At 62.1% G+C, this 20,745-nt stretch carries 20 protein-coding genes; 10 read left to right on the forward strand and 10 right to left on the reverse strand.

Annotated elements, in window-relative coordinates; genetic code table 11:
* Positions 1 to 71: 71 nt before the first annotated feature.
* Together A2I95_RS42560 and A2I95_RS13630 are read right to left on the reverse strand one after the other, a co-directional pair.
* Positions 72 to 359: a transposase gene (locus A2I95_RS42560; RefSeq protein WP_367151534.1), complete on the reverse strand. Its 288-nt coding sequence runs from the start codon at positions 357 to 359 to the stop codon at positions 72 to 74.
* Between the two features lie 123 nt (positions 360 to 482).
* Positions 483 to 3,104 (reverse strand): calcium-binding protein, encoded by a 2,622-nt coding sequence (locus tag A2I95_RS13630; RefSeq protein ID WP_291730378.1) that lies wholly within the window; start codon positions 3,102 to 3,104, stop codon positions 483 to 485.
* Between the two features lie 1,100 nt (positions 3,105 to 4,204).
* Between A2I95_RS13630 and A2I95_RS13635 the strand changes: the two genes are divergently transcribed.
* A complete protein-coding gene (locus A2I95_RS13635; protein WP_291730379.1) occupies positions 4,205 to 4,489 on the forward strand; it encodes a hypothetical protein in 285 nt (94 codons plus the stop codon).
* 134 nt (positions 4,490 to 4,623) lie between these two features.
* On the opposite strand, the gene A2I95_RS13640 is transcribed toward A2I95_RS13635, so the two are convergent.
* The gene (locus A2I95_RS13640; RefSeq protein ID WP_291730380.1) at positions 4,624 to 5,493 is read right to left on the reverse strand and encodes a LysR substrate-binding domain-containing protein; all 870 of its coding nucleotides are present in this window, start codon (positions 5,491 to 5,493) and stop codon (positions 4,624 to 4,626) included.
* Positions 5,494 to 5,610: 117 nt separating this feature from the next.
* Between A2I95_RS13640 and A2I95_RS13645 the strand changes: the two genes are divergently transcribed.
* Positions 5,611 to 7,152 carry a trimethylamine methyltransferase family protein gene (locus A2I95_RS13645; RefSeq protein WP_291730381.1) on the forward strand — a complete coding sequence of 514 codons (1,542 nt, stop codon included), beginning with the start codon at positions 5,611 to 5,613 and terminating at the stop codon, positions 7,150 to 7,152.
* 14 nt (positions 7,153 to 7,166) lie between these two features.
* Entirely contained in the window at positions 7,167 to 8,258 is a 1,092-nt protein-coding gene (locus tag A2I95_RS13650; RefSeq protein ID WP_291730383.1) for an aminomethyltransferase family protein, read from the forward strand.
* A 56-nt stretch (positions 8,259 to 8,314) separates the two neighbouring features.
* Here A2I95_RS13650 and A2I95_RS13655 read toward each other — a convergent pair whose 3' ends face one another.
* Positions 8,315 to 9,436 (reverse strand): aminotransferase, encoded by a 1,122-nt coding sequence (locus A2I95_RS13655; protein WP_291730384.1) that lies wholly within the window; start codon positions 9,434 to 9,436, stop codon positions 8,315 to 8,317.
* Between the two features lie 131 nt (positions 9,437 to 9,567).
* Here A2I95_RS13655 and A2I95_RS13660 point away from each other — a divergent pair, with 131 nt between their 5' ends.
* Positions 9,568 to 10,386 (forward strand): helix-turn-helix transcriptional regulator, encoded by an 819-nt coding sequence (locus A2I95_RS13660; RefSeq protein ID WP_291730385.1) that lies wholly within the window; start codon positions 9,568 to 9,570, stop codon positions 10,384 to 10,386.
* Here the strand turns inward: A2I95_RS13660 and A2I95_RS13665 are convergent.
* From A2I95_RS13665 to A2I95_RS13685, 5 genes are all read right to left on the reverse strand, one after another.
* On the reverse strand, positions 10,383 to 10,724 hold the full coding sequence (locus A2I95_RS13665) for a zinc ribbon domain-containing protein YjdM (RefSeq protein ID WP_291730386.1): 342 nt from the start codon (positions 10,722 to 10,724) through the stop codon (positions 10,383 to 10,385). The two genes, A2I95_RS13660 and A2I95_RS13665, sit on opposite strands and share 4 nt — an antisense overlap.
* A 75-nt stretch (positions 10,725 to 10,799) precedes the next feature.
* Entirely contained in the window at positions 10,800 to 11,576 is a 777-nt protein-coding gene (locus tag A2I95_RS13670; RefSeq protein WP_291730387.1) for a heme ABC transporter ATP-binding protein, read from the reverse strand.
* Between the two features lie 10 nt (positions 11,577 to 11,586).
* Positions 11,587 to 12,663: an iron chelate uptake ABC transporter family permease subunit gene (locus tag A2I95_RS13675; protein WP_291730388.1), complete on the reverse strand. Its 1,077-nt coding sequence runs from the start codon at positions 12,661 to 12,663 to the stop codon at positions 11,587 to 11,589.
* Positions 12,647 to 13,534 (reverse strand): hemin ABC transporter substrate-binding protein, encoded by an 888-nt coding sequence (locus A2I95_RS13680; RefSeq protein ID WP_291730389.1) that lies wholly within the window; start codon positions 13,532 to 13,534, stop codon positions 12,647 to 12,649. Before A2I95_RS13680 ends, A2I95_RS13675 begins: the two co-directional genes overlap by 17 nt.
* Positions 13,534 to 14,586 carry a ChuX/HutX family heme-like substrate-binding protein gene (locus A2I95_RS13685; RefSeq protein ID WP_291730390.1) on the reverse strand — a complete coding sequence of 351 codons (1,053 nt, stop codon included), beginning with the start codon at positions 14,584 to 14,586 and terminating at the stop codon, positions 13,534 to 13,536. The genes A2I95_RS13680 and A2I95_RS13685 overlap by 1 nt, the downstream gene beginning before the upstream one ends.
* A 287-nt stretch (positions 14,587 to 14,873) precedes the next feature.
* Here A2I95_RS13685 and A2I95_RS13690 point away from each other — a divergent pair, with 287 nt between their 5' ends.
* Genes A2I95_RS13690 through A2I95_RS13715 form a run of 6 tightly spaced genes read left to right on the forward strand, consistent with a single transcriptional unit; the run spans position 14,874 to position 19,605 of the window.
* The gene (locus A2I95_RS13690; protein WP_291730391.1) at positions 14,874 to 16,916 is read left to right on the forward strand and encodes a TonB-dependent receptor; all 2,043 of its coding nucleotides are present in this window, start codon (positions 14,874 to 14,876) and stop codon (positions 16,914 to 16,916) included.
* A 30-nt stretch (positions 16,917 to 16,946) separates the two neighbouring features.
* Positions 16,947 to 17,375 carry a hypothetical protein gene (locus tag A2I95_RS13695; protein ID WP_291730392.1) on the forward strand — a complete coding sequence of 143 codons (429 nt, stop codon included), beginning with the start codon at positions 16,947 to 16,949 and terminating at the stop codon, positions 17,373 to 17,375.
* Positions 17,372 to 18,028, forward strand: a complete 657-nt coding sequence (locus A2I95_RS13700; protein ID WP_291730393.1) for a MotA/TolQ/ExbB proton channel family protein — start codon at positions 17,372 to 17,374, stop codon at positions 18,026 to 18,028. Before A2I95_RS13695 ends, A2I95_RS13700 begins: the two co-directional genes overlap by 4 nt.
* Positions 18,018 to 18,398: a biopolymer transporter ExbD gene (locus tag A2I95_RS13705; RefSeq protein WP_291730394.1), complete on the forward strand. Its 381-nt coding sequence runs from the start codon at positions 18,018 to 18,020 to the stop codon at positions 18,396 to 18,398. The genes A2I95_RS13700 and A2I95_RS13705 overlap by 11 nt, the downstream gene beginning before the upstream one ends.
* Complete coding sequence (locus tag A2I95_RS13710; RefSeq protein WP_291730395.1) at positions 18,398 to 18,787, forward strand: biopolymer transporter ExbD; 390 nt, start codon at positions 18,398 to 18,400, stop codon at positions 18,785 to 18,787. The genes A2I95_RS13705 and A2I95_RS13710 overlap by 1 nt, the downstream gene beginning before the upstream one ends.
* A complete protein-coding gene (locus A2I95_RS13715; RefSeq protein ID WP_291730396.1) occupies positions 18,784 to 19,605 on the forward strand; it encodes a TonB family protein in 822 nt (273 codons plus the stop codon). Before A2I95_RS13710 ends, A2I95_RS13715 begins: the two co-directional genes overlap by 4 nt.
* Here A2I95_RS13715 and A2I95_RS13720 read toward each other — a convergent pair.
* Positions 19,592 to 20,497 (reverse strand): LysR family transcriptional regulator, encoded by a 906-nt coding sequence (locus A2I95_RS13720; protein WP_291730398.1) that lies wholly within the window; start codon positions 20,495 to 20,497, stop codon positions 19,592 to 19,594. The two genes, A2I95_RS13715 and A2I95_RS13720, sit on opposite strands and share 14 nt — an antisense overlap.
* Positions 20,498 to 20,745: the final 248 nt, after the last annotated feature.

Consider the following 20,745-nt stretch of genomic DNA (forward strand, 5'->3'; position numbering starts at 1 on the left):
CAAGGCTGGAGGCCGTGCGGTGGGCTTTCAGGTAGGTCGCGTCCACTGCCTGACAGTTGATTGCGCTGCAATCAATGAGAGGGGATCATGATCGCCTTGTAATCCGAGTGCTCGGAAGCCAGTCCTTGCATTATCCGGGCAAACACGCCTTTGTCGCTCCATCGCTTCCAGCGGTTGTAGAGCATCTTCGGCGGGCCATACTCCCTTGGAGCATCCGACCAACGCAACCCTTTGCGATTGATGAAGATAATTCCGCTCAACACACGCCGGTCATCCACACGCGGCTTACCATGGCTCTTTGGAAAGTACGGTCTCAAGCGCGCCATTTGTTCGCCGATCAGCCAAAACAAGTTGCTCATCACGCCTCCTGAAGTTCAGGAGATTGAATCAGCCCGGCGCGGCGGCAGCAACCAAATCAATGGGGCCAGAGCCTAGCTCTCAAAAAGAGAATGAATGGTAGATCAAGTCGTGTTCTTTGGCGGTCAATATAAAAACAGGTCCGAAAGCACTAAATCTCCAACCTGAGTAGAGCTTGCTCCTTTGAAGATCAGCAGTTCATTGCCAACTCTTATCCAAGAACTTTGCTCCCCATGTAAATTTTCCAAGTCGCTGCCGATTTCAATTGAATTAGGAGAATTAATCTCCCATTCCCTCACATCGAGAACATCCAACCCAAACTCAAAGTCATTCAAAAAATCTTTTGAATGATCTGCCGAAAATACAAAATGATCAGCTCCAGTACCCCCAGAAACAGTATCCTCACCTTTTCCATCAACCAGAGTATCGGCGCCTTGCTCCCCATTTATCTGATCGTCACCCGCTCCTCCTATCACGGTATCACTCCACTCTCCGCCAGAAGCGACATCATTTCCTTTTCCGCCTTCAATATAATCTTTCCCTGACCCTCCAAAAATACTGTCGCGGGAAGCTCCACCATGCAGAGTGTCGCTCCAGCCGCCTCCATAAATTATGTCTTTCCCCGCTCCACCTCGAATTTCGTCCCTACCAGAACCGCCAGTTAGGCTGTCTTGGCCGGTTCCGCCATAAATGCTATCGTCCCAAGCCCCGCCGTCAATAGTGTCGTGCCCTTTTCCACCAATCATCTTGTCGCGGCCGACGCCACCGCTGAGGACGTCACTGCCTTTTCCTCCGATCAAGACATCGCGGCCTACCCCGCCAAACAATGTGTCGTTCCCGCCCTTTCCAAAAATTTTGTCACCTGCAGACTTCCCATCCAGGTAGTCCCCTTCAGAGAGGCCGCGCATAATATCCTTGCGATCACTGCCGACAACCATGTCGCTCTGATTGCCAATCTTGGTGAACTCTACAAATGCAAGAGACCAAGGATCTAAGTCAACTTCCGCGAGACCATCACTGGTTATTCTACTTTGTGTATATTTCAAAATTGGAACAGCTCTATGATCAGCTCCACCGGAATCGCCGTCGGATAAATTTACCACCTTAGCAAAGTAATTACCTTCACCTAAAAAACTGGAAAAGTCGAAGTTTGCACCTGACTGCTCGAAACCACTTCGTTCGGAAATCACAAAAACATACTCATCCTCATCACCAAAGCCATGGACATCAACTTGATTATCAATTGACCAGTCTACTATGGGAGTGAGACCAACTAGGGTTTCCCGCATCAGCCCAAAAGTCTCTCCGGCAATAGTTAAATTCCGTTGCTCTATATCTGTAAGAGTAATTCCCTGCGACTTGTCGAATGTCAGAGGCCATATTTGAGATGTGTCCACGCCATGCGTGAGTTGCTCATAGAACATTTCCACCATCATGGCTGAATGTTGAAGGCCTCTATTGTTCTCCGCATTAGCGGCATTTGCATTCCATTCTGTTATGTGAAAGGAAACCTGAGGCAGGTCTTCAGACCTGTCCAGCAAGTTTTCAAGCCGGGACAGCTGCGAGAAGAAAAATTCTTTTCCAGCATCCACATCGGAAAACCCGCCTCTAATGTAATAGTGACCAACAATACCGGAAACAAGGTTCGCGGCATTTGGGTTTTCATTAACATTGTCAGATAAATCTGAGATTTGATCATAGGCGCTGCCCTGCCCAAGCACGTTCACAGAGACCCAGCCTGTCGGCATCTCCTCGCCAAATTCGGCCTCCATTTCTGACTTTGTTTTTATGGATGAGGGATGCTCATCTGCATTGACGAACAGGTCAATTGTATCCTTCGGTGAATATTTTTCGGATGCAGCAGAAATGCCTTGAATAATTAATGCGGGAACCGCCTCTCCCAGATCATTAATAACTTTCTCAATGAAGGGCAAAATTTGGGATGCCAAAAAACCATACTCGGTGGCGGTCATTTGACCAGCCCCCCAAAACTCGTTGCCGATTTCGATCGCAGATATTGGCACCCCGTTTTTTTTGGCCTCTAAAAGGCTCATCTTAATAAATTCACGCAGTTCATTAAAGTATTTTTCTTTGATTTCTCGCCGCTCTCCATAAGATCCGGCCAGCATTGCCTCTGCAGCACTTTGGGAAAACGCTTGTTTCGTGGGAACAACTATTGAGACAGACAGTTCAGACTTCCCCGCCTGCTCAAACATCTGATCCATAGGTAAAAGCTCTTGTTCGGGATCAAAGCTTGAAATGCTCGCATTCGGTTGAGCCATGTCGAAGTAATGTTCTGTGGCAGACCCCCCCGGAAACCTGAGGTTTGTGATACCCAATTTTTCCACAAGCGCCGCGAGTTCAGACGTTGGGTCTCCAAACTCTTCATCGTATATTGTAACTAAATTGACACCAAAGTGATCTTCGCTAACCGTTTCATAGGCGTCACTACCGGCCTCACCACTCACTGTATAGATCGACATTTTCAACCGCCAACAAAGATTTGCCTTGCCGTAGGTTCCTTTTTCGCTCTGATTGAGTAGTGGCCGAAATTCGGTGGAAATGTGGCGAAAATAGAAGATTTTAATAGTAGATGAATAGAGCGCGCCAATAGTCCGGCAGCTTATGCGCACCTCGGCTTTGCTGATGCGTGGATGCCCGTTCCTGACGGTATTACAGTATGCCATTGTGATAAGGTTGAAACCATCACATAAGGCAGAAGCATCCACGACCGGAATTACTATCATCAGTATCGGCTTGGCAAGGCGCGTTTACCAGCTTCACGGGGCGCACAAGGCGCTGCCGGGGCGGATCAGTGAGTCCGATCCCGGTGATGCCGAGGGGCTGGCAGATCCGATCGCACCGGCTGGTTCCACCGGGTTCATATCAGAAACGAAGCGTCAGAGCGGATCCGCGCTCTTATTGGCGCATGGGAGGACCTGATCAGAATGCGCAGGGACCTGGAAGCGCTTGTGCGTGGTGTGCTTAAACTCTTCGGAACCTGTATGCGGGCTGCAGGCCATGCAAAGCTGCGGCTGGGCTTCCGTGGCCAGCTCGCCGATGCAAATCGGACCAGCCCAGCGTTCGGCGTGATGGCGGGTATGTTTATCCCGATCCACAGAAGCCAGCGCGACCGCGTATGCGATGAACGGCGATCTCAGAATCTAGCGCGCAAAGGTGGCCTTTCCCGCCGCCTCACGCCGCGGCGCCACCAATCCGGAGATATGGACTGGACCCTCTGAATATCAAAATGCGGGAATCGTGATCGGCGCGGATTGCTTTACGCCGCTGCAACCGGCTTGATCACTCACGCTAAAAATCCATCACAGCTGCGCGCCTGGGCCAAAAAGACTGCAAGACCGGAAGGGCTTCAAGAAAACTGCGGTGGCGGCATCCCGAAAGCTCGCTGTCGTCATGATGTGCAGCTGGCGCGACAGGACAGTTTTCGTACCGGAAAGGGAGCTCATCATCTGACAACCAGCTAAGCCCCCATGTTTCAGTGACAGGGTGGGTTCAGCGTCCTTCGGAGCGGCGGCGGATTAAGCCAGCCGCAATGCCTCCGGGGTTGCGATTGCCAGGGACGGTAGCGATTCGCGATAGCACGCCAGGATATTCAAGAGGAGGCAGACGGAATGAGCATTGCGGGACAGCGCATCTGTACGTGCAGCTTAGACGGCCTCCTGCCTATCCGTCAGGACAGCCCCGAGGTTTCTAGCATTTGCCGGTCACCACCGGATTGGCGTTCCAGCTTGCGTCCCGCGCGCCGAATGGCAACGGGGAAATCCCACTCCTTGAAGGGTGCGGCATTGCGCAAAACGCCGGGTTTACGTGCTAAGACAGGGATACAGTGCAACGGATAGAAGATTGTTTGCATCCACGCCTTAAGCATCAGAAACTATTCGATTTTCGCGGCTTGCCGCACAAGATGCATATCCGCGCGAGACACCAAAATTTTGGCCAGGCCGGGGATCTCAATATGGCAGGTATCTTTGCCCTTCAGCCGCTCGAAGCTGCTGACATGCGCCGGGTTGACCAGATCGGAGAGGCGGGTTTAGGGGACCCGGTTTTCTTCAGCCGCAGTTCGACTCCGGTGATCGATCTGCTGCAAAGATGCCAACGCGGCGGTTTATAAAGGGGTGAACCCAGCGGCAAGCGGCAAAACGGCAGCCATCCCTTGGCTATGCGTGCCGTCCCAGATTTGCATAGCAAGTATCAACCGCTGCTGCGTTTGCAGCAGGCAACAATCGCCACCCGGCGCCAGAGCCGCTACTGGCTTTGCAGCCAATCGGCAAAGGCCTTGACGCTGGTCTGCAGCCTGCTTTGCCGCGGACGCACCAGGAAGTAGCCATAGTCCGTCAAAGCCTGTTCCGACAGGCGGAACAGCTTGGCCTCTTCCAGCTCGCGCGCAATCAGCGCGTCCATCAGCGCAATCCCCTGCCCGTCGATGACCGCCTGCACCCGCACGTTGGGGTCGGGGATGATCAGCGCATCCCGGCGCGCCTGCTGCGGCAGCCCGGCCACTTGCCGCCAGTGGGTCCAGGCGTTGCTGTCATCGTGGTCGCGCAGCAGCGTCATGCTGGAAACCGCCTGCGCTATGCCCTGCCGCTCCACCTGTTCCAGCGCCGCCGCATTGCCAACGGGATAGGCCGGACAAGGCAGAAACGGGGTGATCTCCCCGTCTTCCCAATGGCCGCTGCCCCAGCGGATTGCGATATCCACGCCTTGCGCCTCCAAATCGAACAGCCGGATCATCGGCTGCAGCCGCAGCTGGATATCCGGGTGCTCCTGCATGAACGACATCAGCCGCGGCGACAGCCAGCGGGCGGCAAAATAGGTTGAGACACCCACGGTCAGCGTGCGGCTGGACAGACCCTTCAGCGCCAGAATCCCGGCCTCAATATCCTCGTAATGGCTTTGGCAGGCGGTCAGCAGCTTCTGCCCTGCCGCAGTGATCTCCACCCCCCGGGCATTGCGCTGGAACAGGGCAAAGCCCAGATCCGCCTCCAGCGTTTTGACCTGATAGCTGACCGCGCCTTTGGTCATGTTCAGGGCCTCGGCGGCATCGGAAAAACTGCGGTAGCGGGCGATTTCGGCAAACAGGCGCAGGCTGTCGTGGTGGCGGAATTCTACTGGCATGGAACTAGCGTGTAAATTTCCTGAACGCAGTGCGCAAATAAAATCGATTGCCGGACGCTAAGATTCCTAAAATATTGACGTCATCAAGTTTATCCGGGAGCTAAAAAGTTGGGAAATATGAACGCTGATACGCATATCACCCAGCGCGGCCGGTCGCGCCGGGGGCGGCTGACCCGGCACAATGCCCCGCAGGCGGCACCGGTGTATCAGCGCCGCAAGATCCCCGCCTATGACCTGCTGGATGAGACCTCACTGATCCGGATTGAGGCCCAGGCGGATTGGATTCTCGAGCATATCGGGGTTGAATTCCGCGGCGACGCTATTGCTCTCGGGCTGCTGGCTGAGGCCGGCGCAACGGTCGATGGTCCCCGCGTCCGCTTCGCGCCGGGCCATGTCCGCCAGCTCTGCGCCACCGCACCGGCCGGGTTTCAGCTGCATGGCCGCGACCCCGCCCGCACGGTCACCCTGGGCGGCGATAACCTGGTGCTGATGCCGGGCTACGGCTCGCCCTTCGTCAGCGATCTGGCGCAGGGCCGCCGCTATGCCACGCTGGAGGATTTCGAGAATTTCGTTAAGCTCGCGCATCAGTCCCCGGCGCTGCACCATTCCGGCGGCACCGTGGTGGAACCGACGGATGTGCCGGTGAACAAACGGCATCTGGACATGATGCTGGCGCATCTCACCCTGTCAGACAAACCGTTTATGGGCGGCGTCACCTCAGCACAAGGCGCGCAGGACAGCATTGATATGGCCCGGATCGCCTTTGGTGCGGATTTTCTGGACCGCCACGCGGTGATGCAGGCCAATATCAACGTCAACTCACCGATGATCTATGACGAGACCATGTCCGGCGCCCTGCGCATTTACGCGGCGGCCAATCAATGCGTCTGCATCTCACCGGCCATTTTTGCCGGTGCCATGGGGCCGCTCTCCCCGGCTGCTGTCGCCGCCCAGACCCTGGCCGAGGCAATGGTCGGCATTGCCCTCACCCAGCTGGTGCGCCCCGGCTGCCCGGTGGTGTTCGGCAGTTTCCATTCCTCCATGAACCTGCGCAGCGGCGCGCTGACCTTCGGCTCGCCCGAGGCCAATCTGACCACCATGGCAATCACCCAGCTGGGCCGCCGGCTGGGGGTGCCGGTGCGCTCCGGCGGCGGCCAGGTCACCGCCTCAAATGCGCCCGACGGCCAAGCGATGCAGGACAGCGCCGGCGCGATGTGGGCAACGCTGCTGTCCGGCGGCCATCAGGTCTGGCACGCGGCGGGCTGGCTCGAGGGCGGGCTGGTGATGTCATATGAGAAGTTCATCATGGATCTCGACCACTGCGGCGCCATGCTGAAGATGCTGCAAGGGTTCGGAACCGATGACGAGGCCTTTGGCCGCGATGCCTATGCCGAGGCCGGGCCGGGGGAGAACTTCCTCTCCACAGGCCACACCTTGCGCCACTACACCACCGCCAACTTTGAGCCGCAGATCGCCGATGCCGGCCCTTATGAGACATGGGACGAAAACGGCCGCCTGACCGCAGACCAGCGCGCAACCACGCGCTGGCAGCAAATGCTGGCAGAGTATCAGCCGCCGCCGATGCCGGACAGCACCCGCACCGCCCTGAATGACTTCGTGGCGGAGCGCAAAGCCGCCATGCCCGACGAATGGTATTGAAAAAGGACCATGAGATGACCGCAGAACTGAGCCGCACATCGGCGCTTGCCTCCCGCCACACCGCCCTTGGATCGGGGTTGGAGGACTGGAACGGCATGGGCACCGCCTGGAGCTACAGCTCCGACCCCAACGACGAACACGACGCGGTGCGCGAGCGGGCCGGCATGTTCGACATGTCGCCGCTGAAAAAGGTGTTTGTCCGCGGGGTTGACGCGCAGGCCGTACTGGACCACCTGACCACCCGCGACCTTAGCAAAGTCACCCCGGGCAAGGCAGCCTACCTGTGCGTTCTGACCGAGGAAGGCGGCATTGCAGACGACGCCATCGTGTCGAACAACGGCGGCGGTGAGTGGATGATCGTGCATGGCTCCGGCGATACCATGGCGCTGCTTGAAGCCTCTGCTGAAGGCCGCGACGTTTTCCTGGAATTCACCGACGACCTGCATGACGTATCTGTGCAAGGCCCGGCAGCGCTGGAGATCCTGAACCCCCACTGCGACACCGATCTGGCCGCACTTGGGTATTTCGAACACACCCCGGCCACCTTGTTCGGCCATCCCTGCCGGATATCGCGCACCGGCTATTCAGGCGAGCGCGGCTATGAAATCTTTGCCGGCGCCGAGGTGATCACTGATATCTGGGACCAGCTGGCGGCCACCGGCGTGATGCCCTGCTCCTTCACCGCGCTGGACAAAGTCCGGATCGAAGCCGGGCTGCTGTTTTATGGCTACGACATGAGTACGGACAACACCCCCTGGGAGGTTGGCCTGGGCTTCACCGTCAGCGCCGCCAAGGGCGGTTTCCGCGGCAAAGACGCGGTGATGGCAGCAAAGGGTGCGGAGAAGATCAGCAATGTCTGCCTCGACATTGATCACACAGACATGGTTGAGGGCGGCGAGACGCTGTCCTTCAACGGTGAAGAGATCGGCGTGATCAACAGCCCCTGCTATTCGCACCGGCTGGGGAAATCTCTGGCGCTGGCCCATGTCCGCCCCGGGCTTGCCCCCGGAACGGTGCTGAACGTCGCCGGCGCAACCTTGGAGACAACGGCAACACTGACTGAAAGCCCGATCTACGACCCGCAAAAGTCCCGCACCCACGGCTGATCCGCTGTACAGAACCTGGCAGGGGGCCGGCGTTCAAATTGCCGGCCCTCTGCGCCCTAGCCTTGCGCCGCCAAAAACGCCGATACCCGCGCCAGGCCTTCTGTCAGGATCTCCGCCCCATTAGCGTACCCAATGCGGACAGACCCCTCCATGCCCAGGGCCGACCCCGGCGTGAACATCACCCCCGTCTGCTGCAGCAGCGCCACGCAGAAATCCCGCGATGTCATCGGCAGATCGCATTTCAGCAAGGCCGTGGTGCCCGAGCGCGGCTTCACCCAGGACATCCGCGGCTCGCGGTCCACCCATGCCTCAAGGATCGCCAGATTGCCGCGGGTGATGCGCTGGCTGCGCGCCAGAACCTGATCCCGGTTCTCCAGCGCCAGCGCGGCAAAATGGTCGTCGATCATGCTCACGGAAATGGTGTCGTAATCGCGGTGAACGGACACGGTTTCAATCACCTCCCGCGGCGCCGCAATCCAGCCCAGCCGCAGCCCCGCCAGGGAATAGGCTTTGGACATTCCGGCGGTGGAAATCCCCTTTTCATAGATATCCGCGATCGAGGCGGTCACGCCGCCCCCCTCCTGATCGGTGCCGCGGTAGACCTCGTCGCACAGGATCCAGGCGCCGGCCGCACGGGCAATCGCGGCGATCTCCACCAGCATCTCCCGGTCCATCAGCGCGCCGGTGGGGTTGTTGGGATTGTTGATGGCAATCAGTTTGATATCCGGCGTGACCAGTGCCCGCAGCGCATCAAGATCCGGCAGAAACCCGTCTTCCTCGCGCAACTGCAGCTGATGCACCTCCGCGCCGATACTGGCCGGGATCGAATAATGCTGCTGGTATGTTGGAACCACCGCCACCACGCGGTCGCCGCGCGACACCAGCGCCTTATGCACCAGCATATTGGCGCCGATGGTGCCATGGGTGACGATGGTGTTTTCCACCTCCTGCCGCGTGTACAGCGCCGCAATGGCGCGCCGCAGCCGGTCCGAGCCCTCAATGGCGCCATAGGTCATCTTCATGCCCAGCAGGTCGGACAGGTCTGCGCGGGTCTTGCCCGCCAGCTGCAGCAGCTCTGCGATGGTCAGGCTTTCAACACAGGTCTCGGCCAGGTTCCATTCGCATTTGGTCTCCCATTCGTTCATCCAGATTTCGACGCCAAAGGGATCTATATGCATGGGGTTGCTCCTTATGCTCAGGCACGGCCGCCCCCCGGACCCTAAGCCGCCTTGCCTGTCCTTGCCATCATCCCCAAGGATGATGCGCCGCGCGCCCTGCCGTGCTATGGCGCCCGGACCGGGAGGCGACTGTGGAATTCCAAGGCACTGACATCGCAGGAGCGGCCCAGGCACTGGCCGGCGTCATCGACGGCCATGGCGGCGCGCCGGATCTGATCGCCGCCGCCGGCCATCTGCTGCCCTTCACCGCCGCCTTCTGCGTGGTCAACCGCAAGGGCCGGCGCCCGGTTTACTTGTGCGACACCTATCCCGAAGGCGCCGCCAAAGATGCGGTGCAGCTTTATGCCGGCAGCACCTATCTGCTGAACCCGGTCTATAACGCAATCCTCGACGGGTTGCCGCCGGGGCTGTACCGGATGGCGGATCTGGCACCCGACAATTGGAACTTCTCCCCGGAAGCCGCCGGCGTTCTGGCCGAAGACGCCGAGGAAATCGGCTACCGCACTCCCGGCTGGCCCGCCGGGCTGCAGGAACTCACCCTGCTGGTAGAGCTGCCAGAGGGGGCCATGGGCGAAATCAGCTTTGCCCGGCCCGCCGCCGAGGGCGGTTTTCCGGATGATTTGCTGGCCCGGCTGCATCCCTTCCTGCCGCTGTTTGCGGCTGCCTTCCGCCAGCTTTGGTGCCGCCGGACAGACAGCCCGGCCCCGGCAGAACCGGACCGGAAGCTGCAGGACTTCGCCCGCAGCACCCTGTCCCCGCGCGAAGCGGAGATCGTGCAGCTGATCCTCAAGGGCCACTCCAGCCTGTCGATCAGCCTGACCCTGGGGATTGCGCTGCCGACGGTCAAAACCCACCGCAGGAACGCCTATGCCAAACTTGGCATCAGCACCCAGCAGCAGCTGTTCAACGCCTTCCTGCAATGGCAGGCCGAGGCCCGGCAGCGGTCTTAGCCGGACACTTTCTTTACAAACTGCGATTTCAGGCCGATCGGGCCGACCCCCGGCACCTTGCAATCAATGTCGTGATCGCCATCGACCAGCCGGATGCCCCGGACCTTGGTGCCGACCTTGATAACCGAGGACGTTCCCTTCAGCTTCAGGTCCTTGATGACCGTGACCGTGTCGCCGTCGGCCAGCAGATTGCCGACGCTGTCGCGCACTTCGGCAGCCTCGCCGCCCGCCGCCTCCGCCGCCCATTCATGCGCGCATTCGGGACAGATCAGCAGGGCGTCCACCTGATAGGTATAGGCAGAGGCGCATTCGGGGCACGGAGGCAAAGTATCAGTCATGCCCGCTCCAATACCCTTTGGACAGGATGCTGGCCAGACCGGGATTGCGCCCCTTGCCCCGATGCGCGCCCTGCTTCAGACCGCGCGCGCCTGCGGCAGCAGGAACGGCACACCGGCGGGCGGCACCCGGTTCACCGGAACCGGACAGCCATAGACCTGCGCCAGCGTGTCATTGGTCAGCACCTCCGCCGGCACGCCGTCCGCGGCCACCCGGCCTGCATGGATCAGGGTGATCCGGTCGGCGAACATCGCGGTGAGGTTCAGATCATGCATCACCGCCACCACGCCGCCGCCGCGCGCCGCATAACTGCGCGCCAGATCCATCACCGTGAACTGATGGCCGATATCCAGACTGGCCACCGGCTCATCCAGGATCAGCCAGCGCGGCACGCCGTCCAGCACCGGCTCCCAGACCTGCACCATCACCCGCGCCAGCTGCACCCGCTGCTGCTCGCCGCCCGACAGATCCTGATAGAACCGGTGCGCAAACCCCGCCAGATCCACCTGCTCCAGTGCGCGCAGCGGCAGATCGCTGTCCCCTGCCGCCAGCCCGGCGCGCAGGCCCAGGCGGATAATCTCCAGCACCGTAAAGGGAAAGGCGATGGCAGCGGATTGCGGCTGCACCGCACGGACGACGGCCAGCTCCCAGGGTTTCAAACCCGCGGTATCGCGCCCGTTCAGCAGCACCCGCCCGGAGAACGGCACCTCGCCGGTCATCGCCCGCAGCAGCGTGGTTTTGCCCGATCCGTTCGGCCCCGCAATGGCAGTGACTTCGCCGGGGCGGGCCTCAAAATCCACCCCCTTCAGGATGCTGCGGCGGCCCAGCGTTACCTTGATATCATATGCCTGCATGACGGGCCTCCTAAATGCCCATGCTGCCGAAACGGCGCAGCAGGATCCACAGAAAGAACGGCGCGCCCAGCACCGCCGTGATGATGCCGATGGGCAGCTCCGCCGGCGCAACAGCCACGCGTGCGATCATATCCGCCGCCAGCAGCAGCGCGGCCCCCAGCAAACCCGCATTGGGCAGCAGGCTGTGGTGGTCCGGCCCGGTGGCCAGACGCAGCAGATGCGGCACCACAATGCCGACAAAGCCAATGCCCCCTGACACCGCCACTGCGGCGCCGGTGGCAGCAGCGACCGTCAGAATGGCAGTGTTCTTCACCCGTTGCACCGGAATGCCGGTATGGCCGGCAGCTGCCTCGCCCAGGGCCAGCCCGTTCAGCCCGCGGGCCAGAAACGGCGCCGCCAGCAGCGCCAGGCAAATCACCGGCGCAGCGGCCATGACCTTGGCCCAGGTGGCGCCGGCCAAGGATCCCATGTTCCAGAAGGTCAGGTCGCGCAGCTGGCTGTCATCCGCCATAAAGGTAATCATGCCGGTGCCCGCATTGGCCAGCGCGCTGATCGCAATGCCCGCCAGCAGCATGGTCGCAACCGAGGTCCGGCCGCCGCGGGTGGAAATCCGGTACAGCACCAGAATGGCAATCCAGCTGCCGAAAAATGCGGCAATGGACACCAGGTAACTGCCCGCCGCCTGCTGAACTGCGGCAGGCAGCGCCGTGCCCAGCACAATCGCAGCCACCGCCGCCAGACCGGCCCCGGCGCTGACACCCACGATGGCAGGGTCCGCCAGCGGGTTGCGGAACAGCCCTTGCAGCAGCGCGCCGGACACCGCCAGCGCTGCCCCCACCAGAACCCCCAGCACCAGGCGCGGCAGCCGGATATCAAACAGGATGATCCGGTCCAGACGGCTCAGCTCGCGGCCCGCCGCCAGATCGCCAAGCGCGCCCCATAGCGAGGTGCCCGAGGCGCCCCAGGCCAGCGAAAACACGGACATCCCCGCCAGCAGGGCGGCCAGCACCGCAGTCAACCGCCGCGCCTGCACCCGGCGGTCCACCCCCCGGTCCGCGGCGGCAGGTGCATCAATGGCCAACGACATCCTGCTCCCCCCCGCCATAAAGCGCTTGGTTCAATCCGGTGATGGCCGAGGCCGTGCGCGGGCCGAAACCGATCAGATGCAGCCCATCCATCCGCACGATGGCACCGTTCTGCGCCGCCGGAGTTGGCTGGATTGCCGGGATCGCCAGCAAGTCCCCGGTGCGGATGCCATGATCGCCGCCACGGTCCATCATCAGGATCACATCCGGCGCGGCTTCGGCGATGGCTTCATCCGTCATCGGCTTGTAGCCCGCGAACCCCGTCACCGCATTCACGCCGCCCGCCAGCCGGATAATGCTGTCCGCCGCCGTGTCCGCACCGCCGGCCATGATGCGCCCGCCCTGGGTGGACAGCACAAACAGCACCGTCCGGGGCGCCCCGCCTGCCGCCTTTGCCGCCGCAGCCTGGGCGGCGGCGATTTCCGCGCTCACCTGCCCGGCCAGAATCTCAGCCGCGTCTTGCCGGCCCAGGGCGGCGCCCACAGTGCGGATCTTGCGGGCGATGCCTTCGGCGCTGAAATCCTCGGGCACACTGATATAGTCCACCTCAGCCGCCTTCAGCACATCCAGCGTCTCCGGCGGCCCGGCGCCCTCAATCGCCAGGATCATGTCCGGCGCCACCGACAGCACCCCCTCCGGCGCCAGCGCCCGCTGATAGCCGATGTCCGGCAGCTGCCGGGCCTCGGCCGGAAAGACAGAGGTTGTGTCACGGGCGATCAGCCGGTGCTGCTGGTCCAGCGCATAGACGATCTCGGTGACCGAACCGCCAACCGAAACGATGCGGCCGGCCGGTTCCGCCAGCGCCATATGGCCTGCAAAAGCCGCAGCAATCACCAGGTTCAACCCCAGATACAGACGGGACAATATAGACATCAGGCCATCTCCGCCGCCGCAAGGGAAGCCAGGCCTTCAACAATGCCGTTCCATTCGGGCCGGTGATCCCTGGCCTCCGTCCGGTGGCCAAAGACCTGCAGGATAAGGCCGCCCTCCGTGTCAAACGCCTCAACTGAAACCGCATCGCCGCGCTGGGTGGGTTTGGTGACAGCCCAGACTTCGGCAATATGATCCAGCCGCAGATGCAGGTCGAAACCGGGGTCGAGGATGTTCTGCCACGGCCCCATCTCGCGCAGGGATTTCACCGGTCCGCCGTGGATTTCGATGCAGCCCATGTTGCCCACGAAGATCATCACTTCAACGCCCTGATCGCGCACCGCTTCAAGCATGGCGTTCACCGCACCCGTCTCCAGCGCCCGCGCCAGCGGTTTCCCGGCAAGCCGATAGGCGCCCAGCCGGTTCATCTTCAGCTTCGAGGCCAGCCGCAGGAACTGGTGGGTGTCGGTCATCTTGGCCCATTCTGCGCGCAGCGCATCGGCCTTGTCCGGGTTGCCCTTGGGCGCCTCCGCCGGTTTGCGCGGCTCCACCGCCAGTGTCTGGCTCTGGTCTTCCAGTTTCAGGTCTGCCACCAGCTGCGCCCAGGCCGCTAGATCCGAGGCATCGCGCAGATGCACCTTATGCACCGCATCCCCGGCGGCATCGAAAATCTGGAGCGACCGCCTGATGCCCTTGTCCGTCTCCCGCTCCACTGCAAAGGCGGTGACGAAATGTTTGGGGAACAGCCGCAGGTCGATCGCATCGTTCAGCACCATCGCCGCATGCTGGCCCGAACGGTAATTGTCATAAATCCCCACCTTCTCGATCACGCAGGACGGGTTGCGGGTCAGCGCCATCACCTCGCCCAATGCGGCAAGCCGCGGCATGATATCATCCGGCGCGGGTTTGATGCGGGTCACGCCTTCACCTGCATAGGCCGCCACCAGCTGGCCCTCGAAAATGCTGAATTTGTCCGCAAAATCACGGTCGCGCAGGGTGGAATGCTCAGCACGTGCGGCACGGATCGCCGCCGGCGTCATCGGAGTATCAGTCATGTCAGCCCTCTCAGCTGGGAGATTGGAAAGGGCTGGCAACGGCGGCAAACAAGGCGCGCAACAGCTGGCCGCCGCATTTTACGGCGCGTTAATTTATGTTGACTGTTTCTATCACCTTTATTAACAGGCTCAAGCGGAATTTGTGAATCCGCAAAATCAAACCAACGACCTCGCCAGCCCCGACGCAAGCATCCGGTTCAACAGAACAGACAGATGCGAAGGGACGCGAGATGGGGAAACACCACAAGAAACGGCATAGCGGGCGGCTCCTGCTAAGTACCGTTTCAATGCTGGGCCTGATGGCCAGTGCGGGCAGCCTGGCCGCCCAGGAAATCATTGAAGACACGGATTTCCTGGGCACGGTGGACCTGGGCCAGGGCAAGCGCGAGGTGCAGACCGGCACCGCTGTGCCGCTGACCGTGATCACCCAGGAGGAAATCGACGACCGCCAGGCCGGCACCATCGGCGAGCTGATCGACTCGGTGCCCGGCGTCAACCTGGTCAACGGCAACACCCCGCGCGGCGCCGGCATCAACATCCGCGGCTTCGGCGCCACCAGCAGCTTTGGCACCGACCAGAAGGTCCAGGTGATCGTTGACGGCGCCACCACCGGCTCCGAGGAGCTGTACCGCATCGGCACCCAGCTGTTCACCGACCCCGAGCTGTACAAAGAGGTCTCGGTTCTGCGCGGCACCATCGGCAGCTTTGAATACGGCTCCGGCGTCATCGGCGGGCTGGTCAAGCTGGACACCAAGGACGCCTCGGATTTCACCGGCGGCGAAATCGGCCTGCGCTTCCGTCAGACCCTGCAGGCCACCAGCAACGGCGAAGGGTTCGCCACCTCCTCGATCGTCGCCTGGCAGCCGTTGGACAATTTTGAGCTGCTGCTGAATTACACCCTGCGCGACACTGCCGAATACGACAATGGCGACGGCAGTCAGGTGGCCAACACCCAGTCGCGCACGCCCTCTTACCTGATCAAGGGCAAATACACCTTTGGCGATGCGGGCGAACATTCCCTCACCGCCTCGCTGAATGACAGTGCGAACGACGAAAAAGACGTGCCCTACGATGGTTTCGGCACCACCAGCACCAGCTTCGGCAGGGTCGACCGGCGCATTGATAACCGGGTTGCCGGCATCCGCTACCAGTGGAACCCGGTTGGCAATGATCTGGTCAATCTGGACGTGAACCTGACCTATTCGGATCAGGAAATCACCCAGTCCTACATCGCTGGCAGCGCCTTTTGCGACGACGGCGGCGTGGTCCGCGCCGATCCGAACTGCGCCCGCAGCGGCCCGGCGGGAACCCCCTTCAGCAGCGCCACCCAGGACGCCGACCACCGCTATGAAACCACCAAGCTGACTGTGAAGAACAGCAGCTATTTCACCACCGGCGCCGCGGCCCACGACCTGCGCGCCGGGGTTGAGCTGTCGCGCCGCGAACGCCTCAATGCTTCCTCCGCGCCGGGCGGCACCGCCAAGCGTTACGCGGTCTTTGCCGTCGATGACATCTCCATCGGCCGCTGGACCGCCACCCCCGCCCTGCGTTATGAGTCCCAGGAGATCGAGGCGCATGACGGCTCGCAAAACCACGACGCCTCGGCGCTGATGGGCGGGCTGTCACTGCGCTATGAGTTTGATACCGGCTTTGCCTTGTTCGGCAGCGCTGCCTACACCGAAAACCTGCCGGTGATCGACGATCTGGACAATGCCGCCCGCATCGGTGTCTCCGAACGCTCGCACACCTATGAAATCGGCGCCTCTTATGCGGCGGCGGATGTGTTCACGGCAAACGACAGCCTGGCGGTCAAGGTGAACTACTACCAAAGCCGGCTGCGCGATATCACCTCCTATGTCAGCTCTGTCTCCCTGCCTGCGCCGCCCTTCTTCGCCTTTGTCCCGCTCGACAAGGTCGACACCAGCGGTTTCGAGATCGAGGCCGGCTATGCGCTCGACTCCGGCTTTTATGCGGACCTCAACGCCAACCTGCCCGACGGCGAGGAGTTCCTGACCGGCACCGCCTCGCGCTGGCGCAACCTGGCATCAGACGATCTGCGCCTGACCTTGGGCAAACGCATCGGCGAGACGCTGGATCTCAGCTGGGAACTGGTGGCGGCGAAATCCGGCTTTGATGCCGCAGGAACGGCTGTGGCGGGCTACGGCGTCCACAATCTGCGCGCCACCTACACCCCGCAGTCCGGCCTGCTGCAAGGCGCCGAGATCCGTTTTGGCATCGAGAACGCCTTTGACCGCGCCTACCGGCCCAGCCTCTATTCCCGCGACGCCGCAGGCCGCAACTTCAAGCTGACGCTGGCGAAAACCTTCTGATCCCCAAAGGAAACCCCCGAGAGGTGCGACATGGCACATGGACGTAAAGCCCTGAAATCCCTGCTTTTGGCCACCGCACTGGCGGCAAACGGCGCAGCGGCAGAAGATGCCGCCAATCCGGGTATCTCCATCGAACTTAGCGCGGCTGAGACGGCGGGCGATGCCTGCAAGCTGTCCTTTGTGGTGCAGAACACTCATGCCCGGGACGTCGATCAGGCGGTTTATGAAACCGTCCTGTTCGGCGCCCAGGGCCAGGTCGCGCGGCTCACTCTTCTTGATTTCCAGGATCTTCCTGCCGGGCGCCTGCGCGTGCGGCAGTTCCAGTTCCCGCAAGCCTGCGACGGCATCAGCCAGGTCCTGATCAACGGCGCCGGCACCTGCGCCGGCGACGGCCTGCCCGAAGGCGCCTGCAGCCGCGGCCTGCGCCTCAGCTCCAAAGTGATGGAGCTGGCAGGATGACCATCGTGCAAAACGCCTTGAACAAGGTGCTGGATCTGGGCGGCCCGGTAGTGCTGCTGCTGCTGGCGGCCTCGGTGCTGACCAGCGCGCTGGTGCTCTACAAGATCTGGCAGTACCGCATGGCACGGGTCGGCCAGCACCGCGCCCTTGCAGCGGCGGTCGCAGCCTGGGACCGGGGCGAGGCAGACGCGGCCCGGAACACCCTCAACCACAGTAAATCCTATCTGGTGCCGGTGATGCGGCTGGCGCTGGACGGCCCTCCGGACCAGATGCGGGCCGACCGCGCCGACGCCGAGGCCGAAGAGCGGTTTTCCCGGCTTGAACGCGGCCTGGGAACGCTGGACGTGGTGGCCCAGCTGGCGCCGCTTCTGGGGCTGTTCGGCACCGTCATCGGCATGATCGAGGCGTTCCGGAAACTGCAATCCGCAGGCGCCTCGGTGGATCCATCGTTGCTGGCCGGCGGCATCTGGGTGGCACTGCTGACCACCGCCGCGGGGCTGGCGGTGGCGATGCCGACCTCGCTGGTGCTCAGCTGGCTGACCGCCCGGATGCAGCGCGAACGGGTTTTTGCCAACCGCGTCCTGCGCACCGTCTTTGCCCCCTCCTCTCCTGCCCCGGCAAACGCATCCCTGCAGGCAGCTCATGGCGGTTAAACTGCAGGGTCCCAAACGCAGGCGTCTGTCGATGACCTCGCTGATCGACGTGATCTTCCTGCTCCTCTTGTTCTTCATGCTCACCTCCACCTTCTCGAAATTCGGCGAGGTGGAACTAATGGCCGCAGGCCAGGGTCCCGGCAGCAATGGCAAGCAGATGCTGTTCGTGACCCTCGGCGAACAAAGCCTGACCCTGAACGGCCAGCCCGCCGATCTGGAGCGGATCGCCGGGCTGATCCGGCTGCAGCCGCAATCCGGCGGCCATCTGGTGCTGATCAGCCCCGGCGCGGACGCTTCCTCCCAGCGGCTGGTGGACCTGCTGTCCGAATTGCGCACCGTCGCCGGCCTGCAAACCCTGGTGCTCGGCTGATGCGCATCAAACCGCCCGCCCCCGCGCAGAAGGAGCCAACAATTGCGCTGATCAACATCGTGTTCCTGATGCTGATCTTCTTCATGATCGCCGGCACCCTGGCGGTGCCGCTGGACAAGGATCTGACCCTGATCGAGGCGAAGGACCTGGAGGGCCGCGAGCCGCCCGATACGCTGGTGATCCACGCCGACGGCCGCCTGACCCTGCGCGGCGCAGTGCTGCCAGACGCCGCTGCCTATGTGGCGGCACTGCCCGGCGAAGACCGCGCTGCGGTGCGCATCGTTCCCGACCGCAACCTGCCCGCCCGCGACCTGGTGCAACTGGGCAACGCCCTGCGCGCCGCCGGCGCCAAGCGGGTGCTGATCATCTCCGAACGAGCGCTGCAATGAAGGTGCCGCACTCCCGGCTCGCAGGTGCGGCAGCCCTGTTCCTCGCCGTCGCCGCCCACGCAGGCGCTGCCTTTCTGACAGACCGCGAACAGGCCGAGCAGGCAGGCGGCAACACCGGTCTGGCAGCTGAAGGCGTTGCCTTTGCCGATCTGGCGCAGGGCACCGGTGCGCCGGTTAAGGCCGAAGATGTTCTTGAGGCGGAGCACCCAGTGCAGGACGCTCCCCGCAAACCCACTCCCGAAGCGCAACAGCCGGTTGCTCCCACAGCAGCAAAACCCGCGGCAGTGCCAAACGCCGCGCCGATCCTGCCATCCGGCCAAGCGGACCCCGTGGAGCAGACACCAGCCGAACAGCCTGCCAAACCCGCAGCACAGCAACCGCTGCCCGAGGCCAGGCCTGACCCGGCGCCGGAACCGAAACCCCAGCCTAAACCCCGCAAAGCCACCCCGCGCGGCAACAGCGATCAGAACGCAGCACAGGGAACCGCCGCAGGGCGCGCGGCAAAACCAGCAGGGCAGGCAACCCAAGCCCCCGGCACCGCCAAGCAGCAGGGCAACGCCGCGGCAGACAACTACCGCGGCCAGGTGCTGCGGCGGGTGATGCGGGCCAAACGGCAGCGGGTCAGCATCCGCGGCGCCGCCCTGGTGCGGTTCTCCATCGCCGCAAACGGCGCCCTGCGCACCGCCAGCATCGCCAAAAGCTCCGGCTCCGCCAAGCTCGACAGCATCGCCCTGGCCCAGGTCCGCCGTGCCGCCCCCTTCCCGGCCCCGCCTGCAGGCGCCAGAACCACCTACACCGTCCGGATCAAGGGCAAGTAACAGCGCCGCCGCCCGCCAGGGCGGTCTTGCAAACCCGGGTGACAAATTCCTGCACCGTCTGAATCCGCGCCATGCCGCTGGTATCGGGATGCATCAGCAGCCACAGATCCGCCGTGGCCCGCAGCTGCCCCGGCAGCAGCTCCACCAGATCCGGATGCGACTGGCCTAGATATTTCGGAAACGGCGCAATCCCCAGCCCGCTTTTCACCGCCTCCATCTGGGCAAAGATACTGTCCGTGGTCAGCGCCACATTGCAACGCTCTGAGACCGCCGCGAACTCCTGGCATTGCACCGTCTGCGCCAGATCGCCCGCGGCGGCAATGACGTTGTGCCCCTCCAGATCCGCAGCCGTTTCAAAATCCCCAAGCGCATCCAGATACAGATGCGACGCATAGATCCCGAACCCCACCGCGCCCAGCTTGCGGCCCACCAGCCGCTCCTGGCTGGGGGTGCCGATGCGCACCGCGATATCGGCCTCGCGGTTCAGCAAGTTCACCTTGCTGGTCGACAACAGCAACTTGACCCGCAGCTCAGGATGCAAATTGTGCAGCTCACGCAGCTGCGGCGCCAGCAGGGTCTGGCCCAGCCCGCTGGGGGCAGCCACGGTGACTGTGCCCGCCAGCTGGCCGTCGTTGCCGGACACCGCCTCGCTGATCAGCCGCGCCTGATGCTCCATCTGCTCGGCACGGGCCAGGATCAGGCTGCCGCAACTGGTCAACTGCACCCCGGAAATGCTGCGGTCGAACAAGGTGGCCGACAAGGCCGTCTCCAGTTCCCGCAGCTTGCGCCCGACGGTGGCCGGGCTTTCCGCCAGCTGCCCCGCCGCGCCCGCAATGCTGCCTGCGCGCGCAACCGCCAGGAAGAACCGGAACAGATCCCAGTTCTGGCTCATCACGGGGGCGGGTCTGGGGCCGGAAACGGATCGCATCACGCCGGAAGACTCATGTGGCAAAATCAAAAGGGCAGCAAGGAGTGCCTATCTCCAGCTACTGCCAGCCCCTTTGTAACACCACTCAAATTTACTTGTGCCGCCGTGAACCTGGAAAAATTCCACACTCTTACAGCGCCTTACGTGAAATTCCCCGCTTTCTTTAAAATGACGCGCAGCGCTTCAAATCTGATGCGTTGCGTTTCCTCCGC

The organism is Leisingera sp. F5, from assembly GCF_001593695.1.

Coding starts and splice junctions, on each gene's coding strand:
- A2I95_RS42560 (WP_367151534.1), bottom strand. CDS start 359: ATGAGCAACTTGTTTTGGCTGATCGGCGAACAAATGGCGCGCTTGAGA.
- A2I95_RS13630 (WP_291730378.1), bottom strand. CDS start 3,104: ATGATAGTAATTCCGGTCGTGGATGCTTCTGCCTTATGTGATGGTTTC.
- A2I95_RS13640 (WP_291730380.1), bottom strand. CDS start 5,493: ATGCCAGTAGAATTCCGCCACCACGACAGCCTGCGCCTGTTTGCCGAA.
- A2I95_RS13645 (WP_291730381.1), top strand. CDS start 5,611: ATGAACGCTGATACGCATATCACCCAGCGCGGCCGGTCGCGCCGGGGG.
- A2I95_RS13650 (WP_291730383.1), top strand. CDS start 7,167: ATGACCGCAGAACTGAGCCGCACATCGGCGCTTGCCTCCCGCCACACC.
- A2I95_RS13655 (WP_291730384.1), bottom strand. CDS start 9,436: ATGCATATAGATCCCTTTGGCGTCGAAATCTGGATGAACGAATGGGAG.
- A2I95_RS13665 (WP_291730386.1), bottom strand. CDS start 10,724: ATGACTGATACTTTGCCTCCGTGCCCCGAATGCGCCTCTGCCTATACC.
- A2I95_RS13670 (WP_291730387.1), bottom strand. CDS start 11,576: ATGCAGGCATATGATATCAAGGTAACGCTGGGCCGCCGCAGCATCCTG.
- A2I95_RS13675 (WP_291730388.1), bottom strand. CDS start 12,663: ATGTCGTTGGCCATTGATGCACCTGCCGCCGCGGACCGGGGGGTGGAC.
- A2I95_RS13680 (WP_291730389.1), bottom strand. CDS start 13,534: ATGTCTATATTGTCCCGTCTGTATCTGGGGTTGAACCTGGTGATTGCT.
- A2I95_RS13685 (WP_291730390.1), bottom strand. CDS start 14,586: ATGACTGATACTCCGATGACGCCGGCGGCGATCCGTGCCGCACGTGCT.
- A2I95_RS13690 (WP_291730391.1), top strand. CDS start 14,874: ATGCTGGGCCTGATGGCCAGTGCGGGCAGCCTGGCCGCCCAGGAAATC.
- A2I95_RS13695 (WP_291730392.1), top strand. CDS start 16,947: ATGGCACATGGACGTAAAGCCCTGAAATCCCTGCTTTTGGCCACCGCA.
- A2I95_RS13700 (WP_291730393.1), top strand. CDS start 17,372: ATGACCATCGTGCAAAACGCCTTGAACAAGGTGCTGGATCTGGGCGGC.
- A2I95_RS13705 (WP_291730394.1), top strand. CDS start 18,018: ATGGCGGTTAAACTGCAGGGTCCCAAACGCAGGCGTCTGTCGATGACC.
- A2I95_RS13710 (WP_291730395.1), top strand. CDS start 18,398: ATGCGCATCAAACCGCCCGCCCCCGCGCAGAAGGAGCCAACAATTGCG.
- A2I95_RS13715 (WP_291730396.1), top strand. CDS start 18,784: ATGAAGGTGCCGCACTCCCGGCTCGCAGGTGCGGCAGCCCTGTTCCTC.
- A2I95_RS13720 (WP_291730398.1), bottom strand. CDS start 20,497: ATGAGCCAGAACTGGGATCTGTTCCGGTTCTTCCTGGCGGTTGCGCGC.